This window comes from Micromonospora sp. CNZ309, assembly GCF_002846525.1.
This window is the reverse complement of the sequence record NZ_PJNG01000001.1, coordinates 1559832-1578484: the sequence shown is the minus strand read 5'-3', so window position 1 is coordinate 1578484 and position 18653 is coordinate 1559832. Positions and strand designations below refer to the sequence as shown.

14 protein-coding genes, 1 tRNA gene and 1 pseudogene are annotated in these 18653 nt (G+C 74.2%); 12 read left to right on the top strand and 4 right to left on the bottom strand.

Annotation, left to right across the window (positions count from 1 at the left end; translation table 11 throughout):
* The first annotated feature begins 24 nt into the window (after window positions 1-24).
* Entirely contained in the window at window positions 25-1701 is a 1677-nt protein-coding gene (locus CLT72_RS06330) for an ABC-F family ATP-binding cassette domain-containing protein (RefSeq protein ID WP_101409934.1), read from the top strand.
* Window positions 1702-1770: 69 nt separating this feature from the next.
* On the opposite strand, the gene CLT72_RS06325 is transcribed toward CLT72_RS06330, so the two are convergent.
* Entirely contained in the window at window positions 1771-3561 is a 1791-nt protein-coding gene (locus tag CLT72_RS06325; RefSeq protein ID WP_101409932.1) for a 5'-nucleotidase C-terminal domain-containing protein, read from the bottom strand.
* Window positions 3562-3772: 211 nt separating this feature from the next.
* Between CLT72_RS06325 and CLT72_RS06320 the strand changes: the two genes are divergently transcribed.
* Window positions 3773-4675: an SDR family oxidoreductase gene (locus tag CLT72_RS06320; protein ID WP_101414973.1), complete on the top strand. Its 903-nt coding sequence runs from the start codon at window positions 3773-3775 to the stop codon at window positions 4673-4675.
* Window positions 4676-4838: 163 nt separating this feature from the next.
* On the opposite strand, the gene CLT72_RS06315 is transcribed toward CLT72_RS06320, so the two are convergent.
* Together CLT72_RS06315 and CLT72_RS06310 are read right to left on the bottom strand one after the other, a co-directional pair.
* A complete protein-coding gene (locus CLT72_RS06315; RefSeq protein ID WP_250101937.1) occupies window positions 4839-5498 on the bottom strand; it encodes a nucleotidyl transferase AbiEii/AbiGii toxin family protein in 660 nt (219 codons plus the stop codon).
* Window positions 5495-5836: a hypothetical protein gene (locus CLT72_RS06310; RefSeq protein WP_089000275.1), complete on the bottom strand. Its 342-nt coding sequence runs from the start codon at window positions 5834-5836 to the stop codon at window positions 5495-5497. The genes CLT72_RS06315 and CLT72_RS06310 overlap by 4 nt, the downstream gene beginning before the upstream one ends.
* A gap of 814 nt (window positions 5837-6650) precedes the next feature.
* Between CLT72_RS06310 and CLT72_RS06305 the strand changes: the two genes are divergently transcribed.
* The 10 genes and pseudogenes from CLT72_RS06305 to CLT72_RS32175 all read left to right on the top strand — a co-directional run bounded on the left by CLT72_RS06305 (window position 6651) and on the right by CLT72_RS32175 (window position 17938).
* Window positions 6651-7244, top strand: a complete 594-nt coding sequence (locus CLT72_RS06305) for a hypothetical protein (RefSeq protein WP_101409930.1) — start codon at window positions 6651-6653, stop codon at window positions 7242-7244.
* A 494-nt stretch (window positions 7245-7738) separates the two neighbouring features.
* Window positions 7739-10952 (top strand): annotated as a pseudogene (gene fdh, locus CLT72_RS06295) (formate dehydrogenase); the annotation flags it as partial.
* Between the two features lie 75 nt (window positions 10953-11027).
* Window positions 11028-11954 carry a 4Fe-4S dicluster domain-containing protein gene (locus CLT72_RS06290; RefSeq protein WP_101409927.1) on the top strand — a complete coding sequence of 309 codons (927 nt, stop codon included), beginning with the start codon at window positions 11028-11030 and terminating at the stop codon, window positions 11952-11954.
* Window positions 11951-12940, top strand: a complete 990-nt coding sequence (gene nrfD, locus CLT72_RS06285; RefSeq protein WP_250101939.1) for an NrfD/PsrC family molybdoenzyme membrane anchor subunit — start codon at window positions 11951-11953, stop codon at window positions 12938-12940. Before CLT72_RS06290 ends, nrfD begins: the two co-directional genes overlap by 4 nt.
* Before the next feature lie 44 nt (window positions 12941-12984).
* A tRNA-Sec gene (locus tag CLT72_RS31825) sits at window positions 12985-13080 on the top strand.
* Between the two features lie 19 nt (window positions 13081-13099).
* Window positions 13100-14404 (top strand): L-seryl-tRNA(Sec) selenium transferase, encoded by a 1305-nt coding sequence (gene selA, locus CLT72_RS32185; RefSeq protein WP_199184496.1) that lies wholly within the window; start codon window positions 13100-13102, stop codon window positions 14402-14404.
* Between the two features lie 3 nt (window positions 14405-14407).
* A complete protein-coding gene (gene selB, locus CLT72_RS32180; protein WP_199184495.1) occupies window positions 14408-16171 on the top strand; it encodes a selenocysteine-specific translation elongation factor in 1764 nt (587 codons plus the stop codon).
* Window positions 16172-16211: 40 nt separating this feature from the next.
* On the top strand, window positions 16212-16409 hold the full coding sequence (locus CLT72_RS06275) for a hypothetical protein (protein ID WP_089000292.1): 198 nt from the start codon (window positions 16212-16214) through the stop codon (window positions 16407-16409).
* A 1-nt stretch (window position 16410) separates the two neighbouring features.
* Window positions 16411-17700 carry a hemolysin family protein gene (locus CLT72_RS06270; RefSeq protein ID WP_101409925.1) on the top strand — a complete coding sequence of 430 codons (1290 nt, stop codon included), beginning with the start codon at window positions 16411-16413 and terminating at the stop codon, window positions 17698-17700.
* Window positions 17701-17767: 67 nt separating this feature from the next.
* Window positions 17768-17938 (top strand): hypothetical protein, encoded by a 171-nt coding sequence (locus CLT72_RS32175; RefSeq protein ID WP_199184494.1) that lies wholly within the window; start codon window positions 17768-17770, stop codon window positions 17936-17938.
* A gap of 4 nt (window positions 17939-17942) precedes the next feature.
* On the opposite strand, the gene CLT72_RS06265 is transcribed toward CLT72_RS32175, so the two are convergent.
* Window positions 17943-18593, bottom strand: a complete 651-nt coding sequence (locus tag CLT72_RS06265; RefSeq protein WP_101409924.1) for a hypothetical protein — start codon at window positions 18591-18593, stop codon at window positions 17943-17945.
* Window positions 18594-18653: the final 60 nt, after the last annotated feature.

The window sequence follows — 18653 nt, the reverse complement described above, 5'->3', positions numbered from 1 at the left end:
TCCACCACGAGCTGCGGAGCACCGTTGAACCTCACCCCGAACCCCGAAGCCATCTCGCTGCCCGTCACCGCGGGCGGTGTCGCACATGTCCGCGCCGACGGCGTCACCGTCGTACGGGGGTCCCGCCGGGTCCTGACCGACGTGTCGGTGACCGTCTCCGCCCGGTCGCGGGTCGCCGTCGTCGGCGAGAACGGCCGTGGCAAGACGACGCTGTTGCACGTGCTCGCCGGGCTGATCGCCCCCGACGAGGGCACCGTGCACCGGGCGGGCACGATCGGCCTGGCCCGCCAGGAGCTGGCCGTGCGCGACGGCACGACCGTCGGCACCCTGACCTCGCAGGCGCTGGCCGCGTCGTTCGCGGCCCTCGCCGCGTTGGACGAGGCGTCCCGCGCCCTGGCGGCCGGCGATCCCGGTGCCGGGGACCGCTACGCCGCCGCGCTCGACGTCGCCACCAGCCTCGACGCGTGGGACGCCGAGCGCCGCGTCGACGTCGCGCTCGAGGCCCTGGGTGCCTGCACGGACCGCCGACGTGCGCTGTCGACGCTCTCGGTCGGGCAGCGCTACCGGGTGCGGCTGGCCTGCCTGCTCGGCGCGCGCCACGACGTGCTGCTGCTCGACGAGCCGACCAACCACCTCGACGCCGACGGGTTGGACTTCCTGACCCGCAGGCTGCGCGAGCACGGCGGCGGCCTCGCCGTCGTCAGCCACGACCGGGCGCTGCTGCGTGACGTCGCGGACCGGTTCCTCGACCTCGACCCGACCCGCGACCGGACGCCGCGCCTGTACGCCGGCGGCTACGACGCCTGGCAGGACGCCCGGCGGCGTGACCGCGAATCGTGGGAGCAGGACTACGACGAGCAGCAGGCCGAGCATCGCCGGCTGACGGACGCGGTGACGAAGGCCCGCGACCGGCTCTCCACCGGCTGGCGGCCGGACAAGGGAACCGGCAAGCACCAGCGCCAGTCCCGCGCGCCGGGCGTCGTGCAGGCACTGAACCGGCAGCAGGACACCCTGCGGGCGCACCGGATCGACGTGCCGGAGCCGCCGCCGACGTTGCGGTGGCCCGACCTGGGCGTCCGCCCGGGGGCGCCGCAGGTGCGGGCGTACGGCGTGGTCGTCGACGGGCGCCTGGCGGGTCCCGTCGACCTCAGTCTCGACGGCGGTGACCGGCTGCTGGTCACCGGAGCGAACGGCGCCGGAAAGTCCACGCTGCTCGCGGTGCTGGCCGGGGCGCTCGAACCCACGGCCGGGCACGTGCGGAGGGCGACCGGGGCACGGATCGCCCTGATCACCCAGGAGACCGCCGAGCACGACCCCGGCCTCACCGCGCGTGAGGTGCAGGCCCGTCACGTGGGGCGGCTGGTGGCCCGCGGGGTGCTCCGCGACGCCGAGACGGTCGGGCTCGGGGCGCTGGGGCTGCTGGACTCCGAAGCGATGCGTACGCCGGTCGGGCGGATGTCGCAGGGGCAGCAGCGGCGCCTCGACCTGGCGTTGGCGTTGGCCGGGCGGCCCGGCCTGATCCTGCTCGACGAGCCGACCAACCACCTGTCGTCGGCGCTGGTGGACGAGCTGACGGCGGCGATCCGCGAGACGAGCGCCGCCGTGGTGGTGGCCACGCACGACCGGCAGTTGCTGCGGGACCTCGCCGACTGGCCGCGCCTGGAGATCGGGGGCGGGGTCACCGGCCGCGACCCACGCTGATCCGGCTGCATCCGGCCGGACACGCGAACGGGCCGTGGGCGATCCGCCCACGGCCCGTCCGGCGCTGGATCAGAAGACCGGCACGCCCTCGCGTACCAGCCGCCAGTTCGGCTGGTGGAAGTCGACCGGGTCGATGGTGCCCCTGGCCTGCGCCCAGTCGATCAGCAGCTGGCGGATCTCCTGCTGCTCGTTGTAGACCTGGGTCTTCACGATGCCGGGGAAGTTGCCGCCGCCGCTGCGCCGGTAGTTGTTGACCGCCACCACGAACTGCGCGTTGTCCGCCACCGGCGTGTCGGTGCCGGGCAGCACCAGGCGGGTGAGGCGCTGGCCCACCGGCCTGGAGATGTCGATGTCGTAGTCCAGGCCGGAGACGACGTCGTAGTTGTAGTCCGGCACGGCCGGGTCGCTGATCGTCGCCGGGTCGACCGGGGCGCCCGGGGCGAGGGTCCGGAAGTACTTCGCCGAGTACTCCAGGTAGGTGCGTACCTCGGCGCCGCTGAGCACGACGGCTTCGAGGGTGTTGTCGAAGACGTAGAGCCCGGCCACGTCGCGGATCTTGACGTCGCCGGCGGGGAAGACGGCGGTGCGGCTGAACGGCGCCGCGATCGACAGGACCGGGAGGTCCGCGTACGAGGTGCCGACCAGCGCCTGACCGACGACCTCGGTCTGGACGTGGTTGATGAAGTCCAGGATCGGGGTGTCCTTGTAGCGGCTCTCAGCCGCCGACAGCTCCACGGTGGAGCGGGCGACGACCTGGTTGACGTACGCCACGGTCTTCTGGTGCTGTGCCCGCACGGCCGCGAGGACCTTCGGGTCCTCGACCACCGTGTTGGTGTTCAACAGGGCGGCGGTCTTCTTGGTGATCTTCCAGCTACCCCACTCGCGGGTGAGCGTGAAGTCCATCCGGCTCAGCCGCTGGCCCCACTTCGACGGCTCGGTGAGCAGCACCTGCTCGCCGGTGCGCTCGTTGGTCACGAACTTCTCGGCGACCTCGGCGTGGGCGTGGCCGAACAGGATCGCGTCGATGCCGGGGACACGCTGGGCGATCAGCGCCGTCGGGTTCTCGATCGGCAGCTCGGGGCCGTAGCTGGAGGTGCCGCTGTCGCCGCCGTGGGCGGAGATCAGCACGATGTCGGCGCCGCGCGCCCGCATGATCGGCACGTACTTCGCCGCGGTGGCGATCATGTCGTCGAACCGCAGCCTGCCCTCGACGTTGGCCCGGTCCCAGATCGCGCTGCCCGGGTTGGTCAGGCCGAGGATACCGACGCGCAGCGGCGGCGCGGCGAAGCCGACGGAGACCTTCTTGATGACGTACGGCAGGAAGGCCGGCTTGCCGGTGGCCACGTTGACGGCGTTGGCGGCCAGCGCCGGGAAGCCCAGCTGCGAGATCCACTTCGCCAGCAGCGGCAGGCCGTAGTTGAACTCGTGGTTGCCGAGCGTCACGGCGTCGTAGCCGAGCACGTTCATCGCGTTGGCCATCGGGTGCGTCTCACCGGTGCTGGTGATCGGCTCCTGCTTGGCGTAGAAGGTGGCCAGCGGGGTGCCCTGGATGGTGTCGCCGGCGTCGAGCACCAGCGTCGCCTTGCCGCGCCGCTCGGCGCGGATCTGCTTGACCAGCGCGGCCAGCTTGGCGACGCCGACGTCGTTGTGCTTGCTGTCGTCGTACTCGGCGTCGGAGTAGTAGTCCCAGTTGTAGACGTTGCCGTGGGTGTCCGAGGTGCCGAGGATCGTGAGGTCCCAGGTCCGCGACCGGGCCGCGCCGGCCGCCTGGGCGGGGGTGGCGGCGATCAGCGGGACGCTCGCCGCCGCGGCCGCGGCGGCGAGCACCGTCCGACGCGACGGGCCGGAGGGAGAGGTCATGAGGTGCCCTTCCGTGGGGGTTCGCGACGCCCGGTGAGCGCCGAGCGCACCATAAACGAGGCGTCGCCCCTGCTGCCACAGCAGCCCCGGGTGTTTCATCCCACCGCCGGGTAGGGCCCACCGGTGTAACACCGGGGCCGCCGTTTCCGCTCGCCGTCGCAGGGTAGGGCGGTGGAAGACCCACACCCGACCGGTGCGCGAGGAGACGTCGGTGAGCGAGGACCAGCACACCCAGCAGGACCCCACGAGCCAGTACGGCCAGCAGGAGGGACAACCGAAGCAGCAGCAGACGCCGCCCGGCTCGACTCAGGAGATGACCCCGAAGCCGGATCACGGCGAGGAGTCGTACCGCGGCAGCGGCAAGCTCGAGGGGCGGCGGGCGGTGATCACCGGTGGCGACTCCGGCATCGGCCGCGCCATCGCCATCGCGTACGCCCGGGAGGGCGCCGACGTGCTCATCTCCTACCTCAGCGAGGAGGAGGACGCCGACGCCCGCGAGACCGTCCGGCTCGTCGAGGAGGCCGGCCGCAGGGGCATCGCGGTACGCGGCGACATCATCGTCCAGCGCCACTGCCAGGAGTTGATCGAGCGGGCCGTACGCGACCTCGGCGGCATCGACATCCTGGTCAACAACGCGGCCTACCAGATGGCGCAGGAGGACGGCATCCTCGGCATCAGCGACGAGCAGTTCGACCGCGTGCTGAAGACCAACCTGTACGCGATGTTCTGGCTCTGCCGGGCGGCCGTGCCGCACCTGCCCGAGGGTTCGGCGATCATCAACACGTCGTCGATCCAGGCGTTCGACCCGTCGCCGCAGCTGCTGGACTACGCCACCACCAAGTCGGGGATCGCCAACTTCACCAAGGCGCTCGCCGCCGACCTGGCCGAGCGGGGAATCCGGGTGAACGCGGTGGCGCCCGGTCCGATCTGGACGCCGCTCATCCCGGCCACCATGCCGCAGGAGAAGGTCGAGAAGTTCGGCCAGGACACCCCGGAGGGCCGCCCGGGCCAGCCGGCCGAGCTGGCCCCGGCGTATGTCTTCTTCGCCTCCCAGGAGTCCAGCTACGTCACGGGCGAGATCCTCGGCGTGACGGGCGGCCGCCCCACGAAGTGACCCCGCCCCGCCCCCGGCCCCGCCCCTTGACCTGGTGTCCCTTGGCCCGCCCCCTGGCCCTGGCCCTGGCCGATCATGCAGCGATGGTGCCTGACGGAAGGTGCGCACCGTCGCCTCCCGCCCACCACGACTGCATGATCGACGAGGGTGGGCGGGGCAGGGGTCAGCGGGGCCAGGGGACCAGGCGGGTGCGTACCTGGGCTATGGCGGCGGGGTCCAGGCCGTAACGGGCGAAGCGGCGGTCCGGCAGCCGGTCCAGGTATCGGCCGGCCGCCCGTACGTCCTCGTCGTCCAGGGCCGGGTCGAGTTGGCGGGCCAGCTCCAGCAACTCCGCCACGCCGTGGTGCTCGAGGGCGGCCGCGACGTCGATGTAGTCCCGGACCTCCCGCCGGTTGACCAGGGCGGCGGTCTTGTTCGCCATCAGGTCCCGCACGTCCATCACCGGCCCGAGATCCATGACCACCGGACTGCGGTGCCGGTCCAGGCGGGCCAGGCTGAGCCGGATGAGTCGCCCGTCCCGGCTCACCACGAAGTCCCGCAGGTCCCGGTCGAAGCCCTCGAACAACTCGGCCAACTCGCTGTCCGGGTCGGCGTCGGTCACCTCGAACCCGGCCCGTTCCAGTGCCGCCCGCACCCCGTCCGCCGCCGCGGCGGCGGCCCCCTCCACGTCCGCGAAGAGATCCACGTCCTCCGTCGGGCGGGTCACCAGCCCGTGCGCGGCCCACGCCACCCCGCCGCCGAGCACGAACCGGTGCGGCCCCGCGGCGGACAGCGCCACCCGGGCCACCTCGCGGTAGAACTCGTGCGGGTGCGCGCTACTCACGCCGTACGCAGCCCCCGGTGGCGGCTCTCCCACGCCTGGCGTACGCCCCGGGGCAGGTTGAGCAGCCGCCACACCCGGCGCAGCGTGCGCCCGTCGATGAGCAGCCGGAGGTCCTCCGCGCGGGTGGTCTCGCGCAGCACGTTCTCGTACATCCAGAGCAGTTCGTCCGGATCGCCCAGGTCGAAGGTGCGGTCCGCGTTCCACATCAGCCGCACCGGCAGCTCCACCACACCACGGGTGGGACCGGTCAGCTCGGCGAGCGTGCGGGCCACCACGGCGGGCCGGCCCGGGCGGGCCAGGTGGGCCGCGCGGGTCGGTGCGGGGGATAGGGCCTGCATGCTGTCAGGGTAACCCCAGGTCGGGCCGCTTGGGACTGTGGCTGCGGCCGGGTCGGGGATGTTGTGGTCGCGTCGCGTCTGTCGGTGTCTGACTTTGTGGTGGTGATCCGGCTGCGGCTCCTTTTCCGGCCCCGCCCGCTCGTGTTCCGGTTGGTGGCTCCCTTACGGCACCGGGTCCAGGTCCGGTTCCGGGACCGGGTCCGGGGGGATCTCGGTAGGGACGTGCCCCTCCAGGGGCCGGTAGCTACCAGGATCTGCGGCGAGTCGCCGCCGTATCCGGCTGCGTGGGCTGTCCGGTTCGTGGCGGGTGTCCGGATGGCTTGGTCGGGTCTGCGGTGGCAGGTTTCGGTTGGTTGGTGGTGTCCGGTTTGGGGGTGTGGTCGGGGACATCGTGAGGGCGGAATCGTGGCGGGGGTGGGGGCGTTACACCCTGCGTACGACCGAGCAGGGCCACGCGCCGGGCCACGTCGCCCGCCCCGGCGGGCAAGTGCCAAGGCGATGTCGCCAGGGTCGGGATGGCGGGCCCCGGGGTCCCGGAATGGTGGCGGGCCGGTGGTCGTTACACATGGTCCGGCCGACGTGAGGGCAGCCCCCCGCCCCACGAAAACAGCCGGCCTCCTCCGACCGCACAGGTTCGGGCATCCGGCCGACACGGCCGACCTGATCTTTCCTCCAGTCGGACGCCGGGAGGTCCCTCCGGTTCGACTGGGCATCCCCCTTGATCTTCTTGGGCGCCGGACGGTGCTTGCACCCGCGTGAAAGCCGATCCCCCTTTTCGGCGTGTGGGTGCCGACCCCCGAATGGAGCATCTGCGATGAACACGATCATCCGTAACAGCGTTCTCGGTATCGCCGGTCTCGCGTTCGCCGGTGGTGTGGCCGCCGGCCCGCTCACCGACACCGCGCACAGCCCGAGCGTGGACGCCACGGCTGTCGCCGTCGCCACCGTGCAGGCCGACAAGCCCGACATGGCCAAGCTGGTCCCGCACGGTGTGCAGGGCGCCCAGTCGCACATCGACCTGTCCGACGAGCAGATGGGCAACGTGAAGGCGATCATCGCGGCGACGAAGAAGGCCGGCATGGACGAGCGCGCCGCCGTCGTCTCCATCGCGACCGCCCTGCAGGAGTCGAAGCTGGAGAACCTGGGTCACCTGGGTGACCGCAACGACCACGACTCGCAGGGCCTGTTCCAGCAGCGCCCGTCCAGTGGTTGGGGCACGGTCGAGCAGATCACCGACCCCGAGTACTCGACCACCGCGTTCCTGAAGGGCCTCAAGCAGGTCGACGGGTGGCAGGACATGCCCCTGACGAAGGCCGCCCAGACCGTGCAGGTGTCGGCGTACCCGGACCACTACGCCCAGTGGGAGCAGCAGGCCGCCGACCTCGTCGCCGAGCACTGGAACAGCTGACCCGCAACCACGGACACAGACTTTCCACCACAAGGGGGATCGCTGGCCGGCACCCGAACCCGGGGTGCCGGCCAGCGGCACATCCACCGCCGGGGAACATCGCGGCCCGCCGGCTGGTTGAATGAGGTGTCGGTGTGTCCAGTGTCCCCGGGCCTCACCTAAATTGCCTTCGCGGAATACCGTCCGGCTGGAGCCGCGTCGCGCCACTCGCCGAGAGGCGACCTGCACACCGACACCAGCGCCGCCCCCGAGCCTCAGGGCCCGGGGGCGGCGTCGTGTCGTCTGGCGCCCGTACCCCTGGCGGGGCCGACGGCCGGTCGCGGACGAGAGCATCAGGGCGCGAGCTGGCGCGCGGACATTGGGCCTCGGGGTGGTGAGCCGGCGTGTGGGCGTGGACCTCGGGGTGGTGATCGGCGGGCACGGGTCGCGGTGCCCGGCGGCCTGGCCTATGTTCATGGTGGCGACGTCACACGGGCCGGGAGAGGGGGTGTCGCGTGGGCCTGCGGACCTTCATCCAGGGCTGGCCGGTCTACCGGCAACTCACCGGCACCGACCCGCTGGGCCGGGGCGCCGCGGCGCAGTCGGGGCGGTCGGCGGAGCTGACTCCCCGCACCGAAGCCGCCGACAGCGTGGCCCGCTCGGTCTGCCCCTACTGTGCGGTGGGCTGCGGCCAGCGCGTCTTCGTGAAGGACGGCGCGGTCACCCAGATCGAGGGCGACCCGGACAGCCCGATCTCCCGGGGCCGGCTGTGCCCGAAGGGGTCCGCCAGCAAGAGCCTCGTGACCAGCCCGCTGCGGCAGACGAAGGTCCGCTACCGGCGGCCCTACGCCACCGAGTGGGAGGACCTGGGGCTCGACGTCGCGCTCGACATGATCGCCGACCGGATCCTCGCCGCGCGGGCGGAGACCTGGGAGGACGTCGACGCGCAGGGCCGGCCGCTCAACCGCACGCTGGGCATCTCCAGCCTGGGCGGCGCGACGCTGGACAACGAGGAGAACTACCTCATCAAGAAACTGTTCACGGCGATGGGGGCGCTCCAGATCGAGAACCAGGCGCGCATTTGACACTCCGCCACCGTCCCCGGTCTGGGGGCCAGCTTCGGTCGCGGTGGCGCGACGGACTTCCAGCAGGACGTCGCCAACGCTGACGTCGTCATCATCCAGGGCTCGAACATGGCCGAGGCACATCCGGTGGGCTTCCAGTGGGTGATGGAGGCCAAGCGGCGCGGCGCCAGGGTGTTCCACGTCGACCCGCGGTTCACCCGCACCAGCGCGCTGGCCGACACGTACCTGCCGATCCGCGCGGGCTCCGACATCGTGCTGCTCGGTGGCGTGGTGCGGCACATCCTGGAGAACGAGCTGGACTTCCGGGAGTACGTGCTGGCGTACACGAACGCCGCGACGATCGTCAGCGAGCGCTTCGTCGACACCGAGGACGGCGACGGCTTCTTCTCCGGCTTCGACCCCGGGACGGGCAGCTACGTCCAGGACTCCTGGCAGTACGCGGGCCACGAGTCGGACTCCGGCAGCGGGCACACCGCCAAGGAGCGCGACACCGCCGCGGGGCTGCGCCACGAGTCGCACGGCGCCCAGGTGAGCGGGCAGGTCGAGCGGGACGAGACGTTGCAGCATCCGCGCTGCGTCTACCAGATCCTCAAGCGGCACTTCGCCCGCTACACCCCCGAGATGGTGGAGCGGGTCTGCGGCATCCCGCGGGAGAAGTTCCTGGAGCTGGCCGAGGCGTGGACGGCCAACTCGGGTCGGGAGCGCACCGGCGTGCTGATCTACTCGGTGGGGTGGACGCAGCACAGCGTCGGCGTGCAGTACATCCGTACGGGCGCGATCATCCAGCTGTTGCTGGGCAACATGGGCCGCCCCGGCGGGGGCATCCTGGCGCTGCGGGGGCACGCCAGCATCCAGGGCTCCACCGACATCCCGACGCTGTTCAACCTGCTGCCCGGCTACCTGCCGATGCCGCACCACGCCGACCATCCCACCTTCGACGAGTGGGTGGACAGCATCCGCCACCCGGGTCAGAAGGGCTTCTGGGGCAACGCCCGCGCCTACGCGGCGAGCCTGCTGAAGGCGTACTGGGGGGACGCGGCGACGCCCGAGAACGACTTCTGCTACGGGTACGTGCCCCGGATGACCGGCGACCACGGGACGTACCAGCAGGTGCTGAACATGATCGACGGGAAGGTGCGGGGCTACTTCCTGCTCGGCCAGAACCCGGCGGTGGGCTCGGCGCACGGCCGGGCGCAGCGCCTCGGCATGGCCAACCTGGACTGGCTGGTGGTCCGCGACCTGTTCATGATCGAGAGCGCGACGTTCTGGCGCAACAGCCCGGAGGTCGCCACCGGCGAGATCGTGCCGGAGCAGTGCGGGACGGAGGTGTTCTTCCTGCCGGCCGCCTCGCACGTGGAGAAGGAGGGCACCTTCACCCAGACCCAGCGGCTGTTGCAGTGGCGGGAGAAGGCCGTGGACGCGCCGGGCGACGCCCGCTCCGAGCTGTGGTTCTTCTACCACCTGGGGCTGCGGCTGCGGGAGAAGCTGGCCGGCTCCGACCTGCCGCGCGACCGGGCGCTGCTCGACCTGGCCTGGGATTATCCGACGCACGGCCCGCACGCCGAGCCGGTCGCCGAGGCGGTGCTGCGCGAGATCAACGGCTACGAGGTGGCGACCGGCCGCCCGCTGTCCGCGTTCGCCGAGGCCCGCGACGACGGTTCCACCGCCGTCGGTTGTTGGATCTACTCCGGGGTGTACGCCGACGGCGTCAACCAGGCGGCGCGGCGACGGTCGCGCCACGAGCAGGACTGGGTGGCCGCCGAGTGGGGCTGGGCGTGGCCGGCGAACCGGCGCACCCTCTACAACCGGGCCTCGGCCGATCCGCAGGGCCGGCCGTGGAGCGAGCGCAAGCGCTACGTCTGGTGGGACGAGGCGGCCGGGCAGTGGACCGGCTACGACGTGCCGGACTTCGAGCGGACCAAGCCGCCGACGTACCGGCCGCCGGAGGGCGCGTCCGGCCCGGAGGGGATCGCCGGCGACGACCCGTTCGTCATGCAGGGCGACGGCAAGGGCTGGCTGTACGCGCCCAGCGGCGTGCTCGACGGCCCGCTGCCGACGCACTACGAGCCGGCCGAGTCGCCGGTGCGCAACCCGTTCTACCGGCAGCAGGCAAACCCCACCCGCAAGGTGTACGCGCATCCGGTGAACTCGGTCAACCCGAGCCCGCCGCAGGAGCACAGTCAGGTCTTCCCGTACGTGTTCACGGTCAGCCGGCTCACCGAGCACCACACGGCGGGCGGGATGAGCCGTACGGTGCGGCCGCTGGCGGAGTTGCAACCGGAGATGTTCGTCGAGGTGTCCCCGGCACTGGCGGCGGAGGCGGGCCTGGCGCACCTGGGCTGGGCGCACCTGGTCAGCGGTCGGGCGGTGATCGAGGCGAAGGTGCTGGTCACCGACCGGCTCCGCCCGCTGCGCGTGGACGGCCGGGTGATCCACCAGATGTGGCTGCCGTACCACTTCGGGTTCGAGGGCCTGGTGACGGGCGACTCGGCCAACGACCTGTTCGGGATCACCCTGGACCCGAACGTGCTGATCCAGGAGAGCAAGATCGGTACCTGTGACGTGCGGCCGGGGCGGCGGCCCACCGGCCCGGCCCTGCTGGAGCTGGTGGCCGACTACCAGCGGCGGGCGGGCATCGTCCCCGGCCAGCCGCCCCCGACGCTCACCCCGGGGGCGCTCGCCCCGCCGGAGCCCGCCGACGGTGCCGGGGAGGGCCATGATGCTTCCTGACCCGCACAGCCTGTCCGGGCCGCTGGATCCCGCCCCCGAGGCGGGCTGGACCGACGCGCCCCCCCGGATGGGGTTCTTCACCGACACCAGCGTCTGCATCGGCTGCAAGGCGTGCGAGGTGGCCTGCAAGGAATGGAACGACGTCCCCGGCTCGGGGCTGGACCTGCTGGGCATGTCGTACGACAACACCGGCGCGTTGACCGCGAACTCGTGGCGGCACGTGGCGTTCGTCGAGCAGCCCCGCCCGGCCGGGACCCAGGACCCGCCGGGCCGGACGGGCGGGCCGGAGTTCCTGGGGATGCCGGGGGCGCAGCCGCCGGGGCGCGCCGGGGGCGCGGAGGGGCGCACCGACTTCCGCTGGCTGATGATGTCCGACGTCTGCAAGCACTGCACCCACGCGGCCTGCCTCGACGTCTGCCCGACCGGGTCGCTGTTCCGCACCGAGTTCGGCACGGTGGTGGTGCAGGAGGACATCTGCAACGGCTGCGGGTACTGCATCTCCGCCTGCCCGTACGGCGTCATCGACCAGCGTAAGGGCGACGGCCGGGCGTGGAAGTGCACGCTGTGCTACGACCGGATCGGCGCGGGCAACACTCCGGCCTGCGCGCAGGCGTGCCCGACCGAGTCGATCCAGTACGGGCCCCTCGACGAGTTGCGGGAACGGGCGGCGGCCCGGGTGGCGACGCTGCACGAGCGGGGCGTGCCCGAGGCGCGGCTCTACGGGCACGACCCGGCCGACGGGGTGGGCGGCGACGGCGCGTTCTTCCTGCTGCTCGACGAGCCCGAGGTGTACGGGTTGCCGCCGGACCCGGTGGTCACCACGCGGGACCTGCCGAAGATGTGGAAGCGGGCCGGCGTGGCCGCGCTGGCGATGGCGGCGGCGGCCGTGGCCGCGTTCGTGGGAGGTTCCTCGTGAGTCCGGAGCGTGGTGGGCGCAGGCGGCGCGGAGGCGAGGAACTGCGCGTCCCGGAGGCCGAGTTCACCTCCTACTACGGTCGGCCGATCCTCAAGGCGCCGGTCTGGAAGTGGGACATCGCCGCGTACCTGTTCACCGGCGGGCTGGCCGCCGGCTCGTCGCTGCTCGCCGCGGGCGGGCAGCTCACCGGCCGGCCCGCGCTGCGCCGCGCCGGCCGGGTCACCTCGCTGGCGGCCGTCACCGCCAGCACCGTCTTCCTGATCAGGGACCTGGGCCGGCCCGCCCGGTTCCACCACATGCTGCGGGTGGCCAAGCCCACCTCGCCCATGTCCGTGGGCACCTGGATCCTCGGCGCGTTCGGCCCGGCCGCCGGCGTCGCGGCGGTCGCCGAGGGCGCGGCGTGGCTGCCCGAGCGGGGGCTGTCCGGCCTCGCCCGCCGGGTGCTGCCACCCGTGGGGCACGCCGCGGGGCTGGCCGCCGCGGCGACCGCGCCGGCGCTCGCCACCTACACGGGGGTGCTGCTGGCCGACACGGCCGTGCCGTCGTGGCACGAGGCGTACCCGGAACTGCCGGTCATCTTCGCGGGCAGCGCCCTGGCCAGCGGCGCGGGAGTGGGGCTGATCGCCGCGCCCGCCGCACAGGCCGGGCCCGCCCGGCGGATGGCGGTGGCGGGCGCGGCCCTGGAGCTGTACGGCGCGCACCGCGTGGAGACCCGGCTCGGGCTGCTCAGTGAGCCCTACCGCACCGGCTCCGCCGGTCGCCTGCTGCGCGCCGGGCGGGCCCTGACCGCCGTCGGGGTGGCCGGCGCGCTGCTGGGCCGGCGTAGCCGCACGCTCTCCGCGTTGTCCGGGGCGGCACTGCTGGGCGCCTCGGTGGCGACCCGGTTCGGCATCTTCCACGGCGGCGTCGCCTCGGCGAAGGATCCGAAATACACGGTGGTGCCGCAGCGCGAGCGCCTGCGGCGGCGACGCGCCGCCGAGGGCTGACGCCGCCCACGCCCGCCCGCCGGGCCTGTGGTTCACTGCTGCGTGGAGGCGTTCAGGCGGCTGGTGCCCCTCCCGGTCTTCAAAACCGGTGTGGTCCGGGATCCGGGCCAGGCGGGTTCGATTCCCGTCCGTCTCCGCCATGCTGCGGAAGAGGGGACCATGGGGGACGTCGCGGCCGATCCGCGCCGGCGGGTGCCGCGCACCGACGCGCTGCTCGCCGACCCCCGGCTGGCCGCCGCGGCGGTCACCGTCGGTCGGGAGCGGGTCAAGGCCGCCGTCCACCGCGCCCAGGAGCGCGCCCGCCGGGGCGAGATCACCCCCGAGGCGGTACGCGACGCCGCGCTGGCCGCCCTGCCCGCGTCGACGCCCCGCGCGGTGCTCAACGCCACCGGGGTGGTGCTGCACACCAACCTGGGACGCGCCGCGCTGTCGCCCGCCGCCGTCGCGGCGGTGGCCGCCGCCACCGGGCACACCGACGTCGAGCTGGACCTGCGCACCGGGCGGCGGGCCCGGCGCGGACGCGACGCCCTCGACGCCCTCGCGGCGGCGGTGCCCGACGCGGGCGCGGTGCACGTGGTCAACAACGGCGCCGCCGCGCTGGTGCTCGCCGCCACCGCCCTGGCCGCCGACGCCGAGATCGTCGTGAGTCGGGGCGAGCTGGTGGAGATCGGCGACGGGTTCCGCCTGCCCGACCTGCTGGAGAGCACCGGCGCCCGGCTGCGCGAGGTCGGCACCACCAACCGCAGCACCCTCGACGACTACGCCGCCGCGCTCGGCCCCCGTACCGGCTTCGTGCTCAAGGTGCACCCGTCGAACTTCCAGGTCACCGGCTTCACCTCCGCCGTGCCCGTACGGGCGCTGGCCACCCTCGGCGTCCCCGTGGTCGCCGACATCGGCTCCGGGCTGCTCGCGCCCGATGCGCTGCTGCCCGCCGAGCCGGACGCCGCCTCCACCCTGCGGGCCGGCGCGGCGCTGGTCACCGCCAGCGGAGACAAGCTGCTCGGCGGCCCGCAGGCCGGCCTGCTGCTCGGCGCCGCAGACCTGGTCGAGCGGCTGCGTCGCCACCCCCTGGCCCGGGCCCTGCGCGTGGACAAGCTGACCCTCGCCGCGCTGGCCGCCACCCTCGGCGACCCGGCCACCCCCACCCGGGCCGCGCTGCACGCCGACCCGGGTGCGCTGCGCGAGCGCACCGAGCGGCTGCGTGACGCGCTCGCCGCCGACGGGTGCGAGGCGCAGGTGGTGCCCGCCGGGGCGGTCGTCGGCGGCGGTGGCGCGCCCGGCGTCGAGCTGCCCTCCTGGGCGCTCGCCCTGCCCGAGCACTACGCGGGGCCGCTGCGTCTCGGCGACCCGCCGGTGCTGGGCCGGGTCGTACGGGGACGGCTGCTGCTGGACCTGCGCTGCGTGCCCGTCGACGCCGACGCGGCGCTGCGCGCCGCCGTGCTGCGCGTACCCGGGCGGGGCTGAGCCGTGTTCGTGGTGGCCACCGCCGGGCACGTCGACCACGGCAAGTCGACGCTGGTGCGGGCGCTGACAGGGATGGAACCGGACCGGTGGGCCGAGGAACGCCGCCGGGGCATGACCATCGACCTCGGTTTCGCCTGGAGCACGCTGCCCTCGGGCGCGACGGTCGCGTTCGTCGACGTGCCGGGCCACGAGCGGTTCGTGCCGAACATGCTCGCCGGCGTCGGCCCGGTGCCCGCCGCGCTGGTCGTCGTCGCCGCCGACGAGGGCTGGATGCCGCAGTCCGCCGAGCACCTGGCGGCGCTGGACGCGCTCGGGGTGGCGTACGGGCTGCTGGTGGTGACCCGCGCGGACCTGGCCGACCCGGGGCCGGCGACGGCGCAGGCCCGGGCGGAGCTGGCCGCCACGTCCCTCGGCGGCCTCGACGCGGTCGCCGTCAGCGCGGTCACCGGCGCCGGCCTGCCGCAGGTGCGCGCGGCGCTGGACCGGCTCGCCGCCCGGCTGCCCGACGCGCCCACCGACGCCCCGGTGCGGCTGTGGGTGGACCGCGCCTTCACCGTCCGGGGCGCCGGCACGGTGGTGACCGGCACCCTCGGCGCCGGCCGGCTGCGGGTGGGCGACGAGCTGGAGCTGGCCGGCAGCGCGGAGACGGTGCGGGTACGCGGGCTGCACTCCCTCGGCGTGGCGCGGCCCGAGGTCGCCGCGGTCGCGCGGGTGGCGGTGAACCTGCGCGGCACGCCCCGAGACCGCCTCGGGCGCGGCGACGCGCTGCTCACCCCCGGCCGGTTCCACCGCACGGACCTGCTGGACGTGAGGCTGGCCGGCGATACGGCCGGGGACCTGCCGGCCACCCTGACCCTGCACATCGGCGCGGCGGCCGTGCCGGCCCGGGTCCGGCCCCTCGGTGCCGACACGGCCCGGCTGCGGCTGGCCCGGCCGCTGCCGCTGCTGGTCGGCGACCGGGCGCTGCTGCGTGATCCGGGCCGGCACCACGTCGCGGGCGGGGTGACCGTGCTGGACGTGGCGCCGCCGCCGCTGACCCGCCGGGGCGCGGCGGTGGCCCGCGCGGCCGTACTGGCGACCATGGACGGCCGCCCCGACCTGGCCGGCGAGCTGCGCCGGCGGCGGCTGGCGCGGGCCGCCGACCTGGCCCGCACCGGCGTCGAGGTGACCGGCCCGCCGGTCGCCGGGGACTGGCTGGCCGACCCGGAGCACTGGCGGGCCCTCCGCGCCCGGCTGGTCGAGGAGGTCGCCCGGCACGCCCGGGAGCATCCGCTGGAGCCGGGTGCGCCGGTCGAGCTGCTGCGTCAGCGCCTGGACCTGCCCGATCGGGCGCTGGTCGAGGCGCTGGTGGGGCCGCCGCTGCGGCTGCGCGCCGGCCGGGTCACCGCGTCGGCGGCCGACGCGTTGCCGGAACCGGTGGCCCGGGCCGTGGCCCGGGTCCGCGCCGAGTACGCCGAGCGCCCGTTCCGTGCCCCCGAGGCCGAGCACCTCGCCGACCTGGGGCTGGGTCCCCGGGAGATCGGCGCGGCCGTACGGGCGGGGGCGCTGCTGCGGCTCGCCGAGAACGTGGTGCTGCTGCCCGGCGCGGCCGACGACGCCGTGCGGGTGCTGGCCGGGCTGCCCCAGCCGTTCACGCTCAGCGCCGCGCGGCGGGCGCTGGACACCACCCGCCGGGTCGCGGTGCCGCTGCTGGAGCTGCTGGACCGCCGCGGCGTGACCCGGCGGCTGCCCGACGACGCGCGGGTCGTGGTCACGGCCGGGTCCTGAAGCCGCCCCGGCGGGGCGGGTGGTCGCCTAGCGTGACGCCATGGACCCTTCCGCGGTCTGGCGGGACAGGCAGCACAAGTGGCGGATCGAGGCGTACCGGGCGCCGGACCTGCGTTTCGCGATCTTCGCGACCAACGGCACCACCGAGTCCGCGCCGCTGTGGCTGTTCGGGATGTCGGCGCTGGCCCGGTGGCTGATGACGCACAAGATCTCCCTCGACGACCTGGAGGTCGACTGACATGGGGGCGCAGTGGGGTCAGCTCGCGCTGGTGGCGGTGCTGGTGCTGATCAACGCCGCCCTGTCGGGCAGCGAGATGGCGCTGGTGACGCTGCGCGAGGGGCAGGTACGGCAGTTGGGCCGGCGCAGCCGCTCGGGGGAGCGGCTGGCGCGGCTGGTGCGTGACCCCAACCGGTACCTCGCCACCATCCAGCTCGGGATCACCCTCGCCGGGTTCCTCGCCTCCGCCGCAGCCGCGGTGTCCCTGGCCGAGCCGCTGGTCGGGCCGCTGGGCTTCCTCGGCGGCGCCGCGCGGGGCGTCGCGATCGTCCTGGTCACCGTGCTGCTGACGTTCGTCACGCTGGTCGTGGGCGAGCTGGCCCCCAAGCGGCTGGCGATGCAGCGCGCCGAGCGCTGGGGGCTGCTCAGCGCCGGCCCGCTGGACCTGCTGGCCCGGCTGTCCCGGCCGGCGGTCTGGCTGCTGAGCAGAGCCACCGACGTGGTGGTGCGGCTGGCCGGCGGGGACCCGCGGGCCAGCCGCACGGAGATGACCGAGGACGAACTGCGGGAGATACTGGTCAGCCAACGGGGCCTGTCCGCGCAGCAGCGGGAGATCCTCACCGGCGCGTTCGACATCGCCGGCCGTACGCTGCGGGAGATCCTGGTGCCCCGGCTGGCCGTGACGACGCTGCCCGCCACGCTGTCCGCCGCCGACGGGCTGCGCCGGCTCGCCGCCGCCGGCCGCTCCCGCGCCCCGGTCGTCGGGCCGGGCGGGCTCGACGAGGTGCGCGGCGTGGTGCACATCCGCGAACTCGTCGGCGCGGACGCGGCGACCGTCGCCGACCGGGCCCGCCCGCCGCTGCTGCTGCCGGGCACCCTGCCCGTCTCCGACGCGCTGCGGGAGCTGCGGGCGTGCCACCAGCAGCTCGCCCTCGTCGTCGACGAGCACGGCGGCGTCGACGGCATGATCACGATGGAGGACCTGCTGGAGGAGGTCGTCGGCGAGCTGTACGACGAAACCGACCGGGACGTGACCGGGGCGACCCGGGAACCGGACGGCTCGCTGCTGGTGCCCGGCGACTTTCCGCTGCACGACCTGGCCGACGTCGGCGTACGCCTGCACTTCCGACCGTCGCGGGAGTACACGACGGTGGCCGGGCTGGTGCTGGCCGGGCTGGGGCACCTGCCGAGCGGCCCGGGGGAGACCGTGCACCTGCCGGGGCTGACCGTCGAGGTGGTGGAGGTGTCCGACCGGGTGATCCGCCGGGTGCGGCTGCGCGGCTTTCCCGCCGGCCCTGACCCGGTCGGGTGACGGCGGGCCGAACCGTCACTAACAGGGCGGAGCCGGACGTACCGTCCGGTACGTGAAGGACCGAGGGATGCGGACGTTCGTCACCGTGCTGGCCGGGCTAGCGGTGATCTACTTCGGCACCACCGGCCGCAGCGAGGAGGACGGCCGAGGCGTGTCCGGGGGCCTCGTCGTGCTCGCGCTGTTGGCGGCGCTGCTGGTGTGGCACCTGACGAAGCCGGGCGACAAGACGGTGAAGTAGGCGGTCACGCGGCGGCGGCGCGGGTCACCTCACCGGCGGACTCCTCGCCGAGGGCCACCCGGACCAGCGCCGAGGCGAGCCGACCGAAGTCGGCGGGGGCGACCAGCGCGGCCAGCCGCTCCGCCGAGCCGGGCAGGCCGAGGCGTTTCGCGCCGGCCAGGGCCCGCCGGTCGGCGAACGGGCGCAGGTCCGGCCAGACCACCTGAGCCTCGCGCAGGAAGATGTCCGCACCGGTGGGGCCGATGCCGGGGAACTCGGTCAGCAGCCGGCGCAGTCCGGCCGGCTCCCCGCCGGCCTCGCGGTGCAACCGGCGCAGGTCGCCGCGCCAGCGCTCCCGGCACAGCCGCGCGCCGGTGCCGAGCATGGTCGAGGTCCGCTCGTCGTAGCGGCGGTAGTGGCCCCGGCCCAGCGCGTCGACCCGGTCCTGCCAGCTCGCCGCCTCCATCGCCTGCGGGGTCCGCAGGCGGGCGGCGAACAGCTCCCGCGCGGCCGCCACGGCCACGCCCGCCCGGATCCGGGTGCTCAGCAGCGTGGCGAGCACCAGCAACTGGTAGAGCGGGGCGGGCCGGTCGGCGAGCGTGATGCCCGCCTCCTCCGCGTACGTGCGGCCCCGCCGGTCCAGCAGGACCCGCGCCACCTTCCGGTCGTCGCCCATCCCTGGGATGTACCCGCCCTGCGCCCGGCCACCCCTGCGAGCGCCGGCCCCGGCGGGCAT

Coding starts and splice junctions, on each gene's coding strand:
- CLT72_RS06325 (WP_101409932.1), bottom strand. CDS start 3,561: ATGACCTCTCCCTCCGGCCCGTCGCGTCGGACGGTGCTCGCCGCCGCG.
- CLT72_RS06310 (WP_089000275.1), bottom strand. CDS start 5,836: ATGCAGGCCCTATCCCCCGCACCGACCCGCGCGGCCCACCTGGCCCGC.
- CLT72_RS06305 (WP_101409930.1), top strand. CDS start 6,651: ATGAACACGATCATCCGTAACAGCGTTCTCGGTATCGCCGGTCTCGCG.
- CLT72_RS06290 (WP_101409927.1), top strand. CDS start 11,028: ATGCTTCCTGACCCGCACAGCCTGTCCGGGCCGCTGGATCCCGCCCCC.
- selA (WP_199184496.1), top strand. CDS start 13,100: ATGGGGGACGTCGCGGCCGATCCGCGCCGGCGGGTGCCGCGCACCGAC.
- CLT72_RS06275 (WP_089000292.1), top strand. CDS start 16,212: ATGGACCCTTCCGCGGTCTGGCGGGACAGGCAGCACAAGTGGCGGATC.
- CLT72_RS06270 (WP_101409925.1), top strand. CDS start 16,411: ATGGGGGCGCAGTGGGGTCAGCTCGCGCTGGTGGCGGTGCTGGTGCTG.
- CLT72_RS32175 (WP_199184494.1), top strand. CDS start 17,768: ATGCGGACGTTCGTCACCGTGCTGGCCGGGCTAGCGGTGATCTACTTC.
- CLT72_RS06265 (WP_101409924.1), bottom strand. CDS start 18,593: ATGGGCGACGACCGGAAGGTGGCGCGGGTCCTGCTGGACCGGCGGGGC.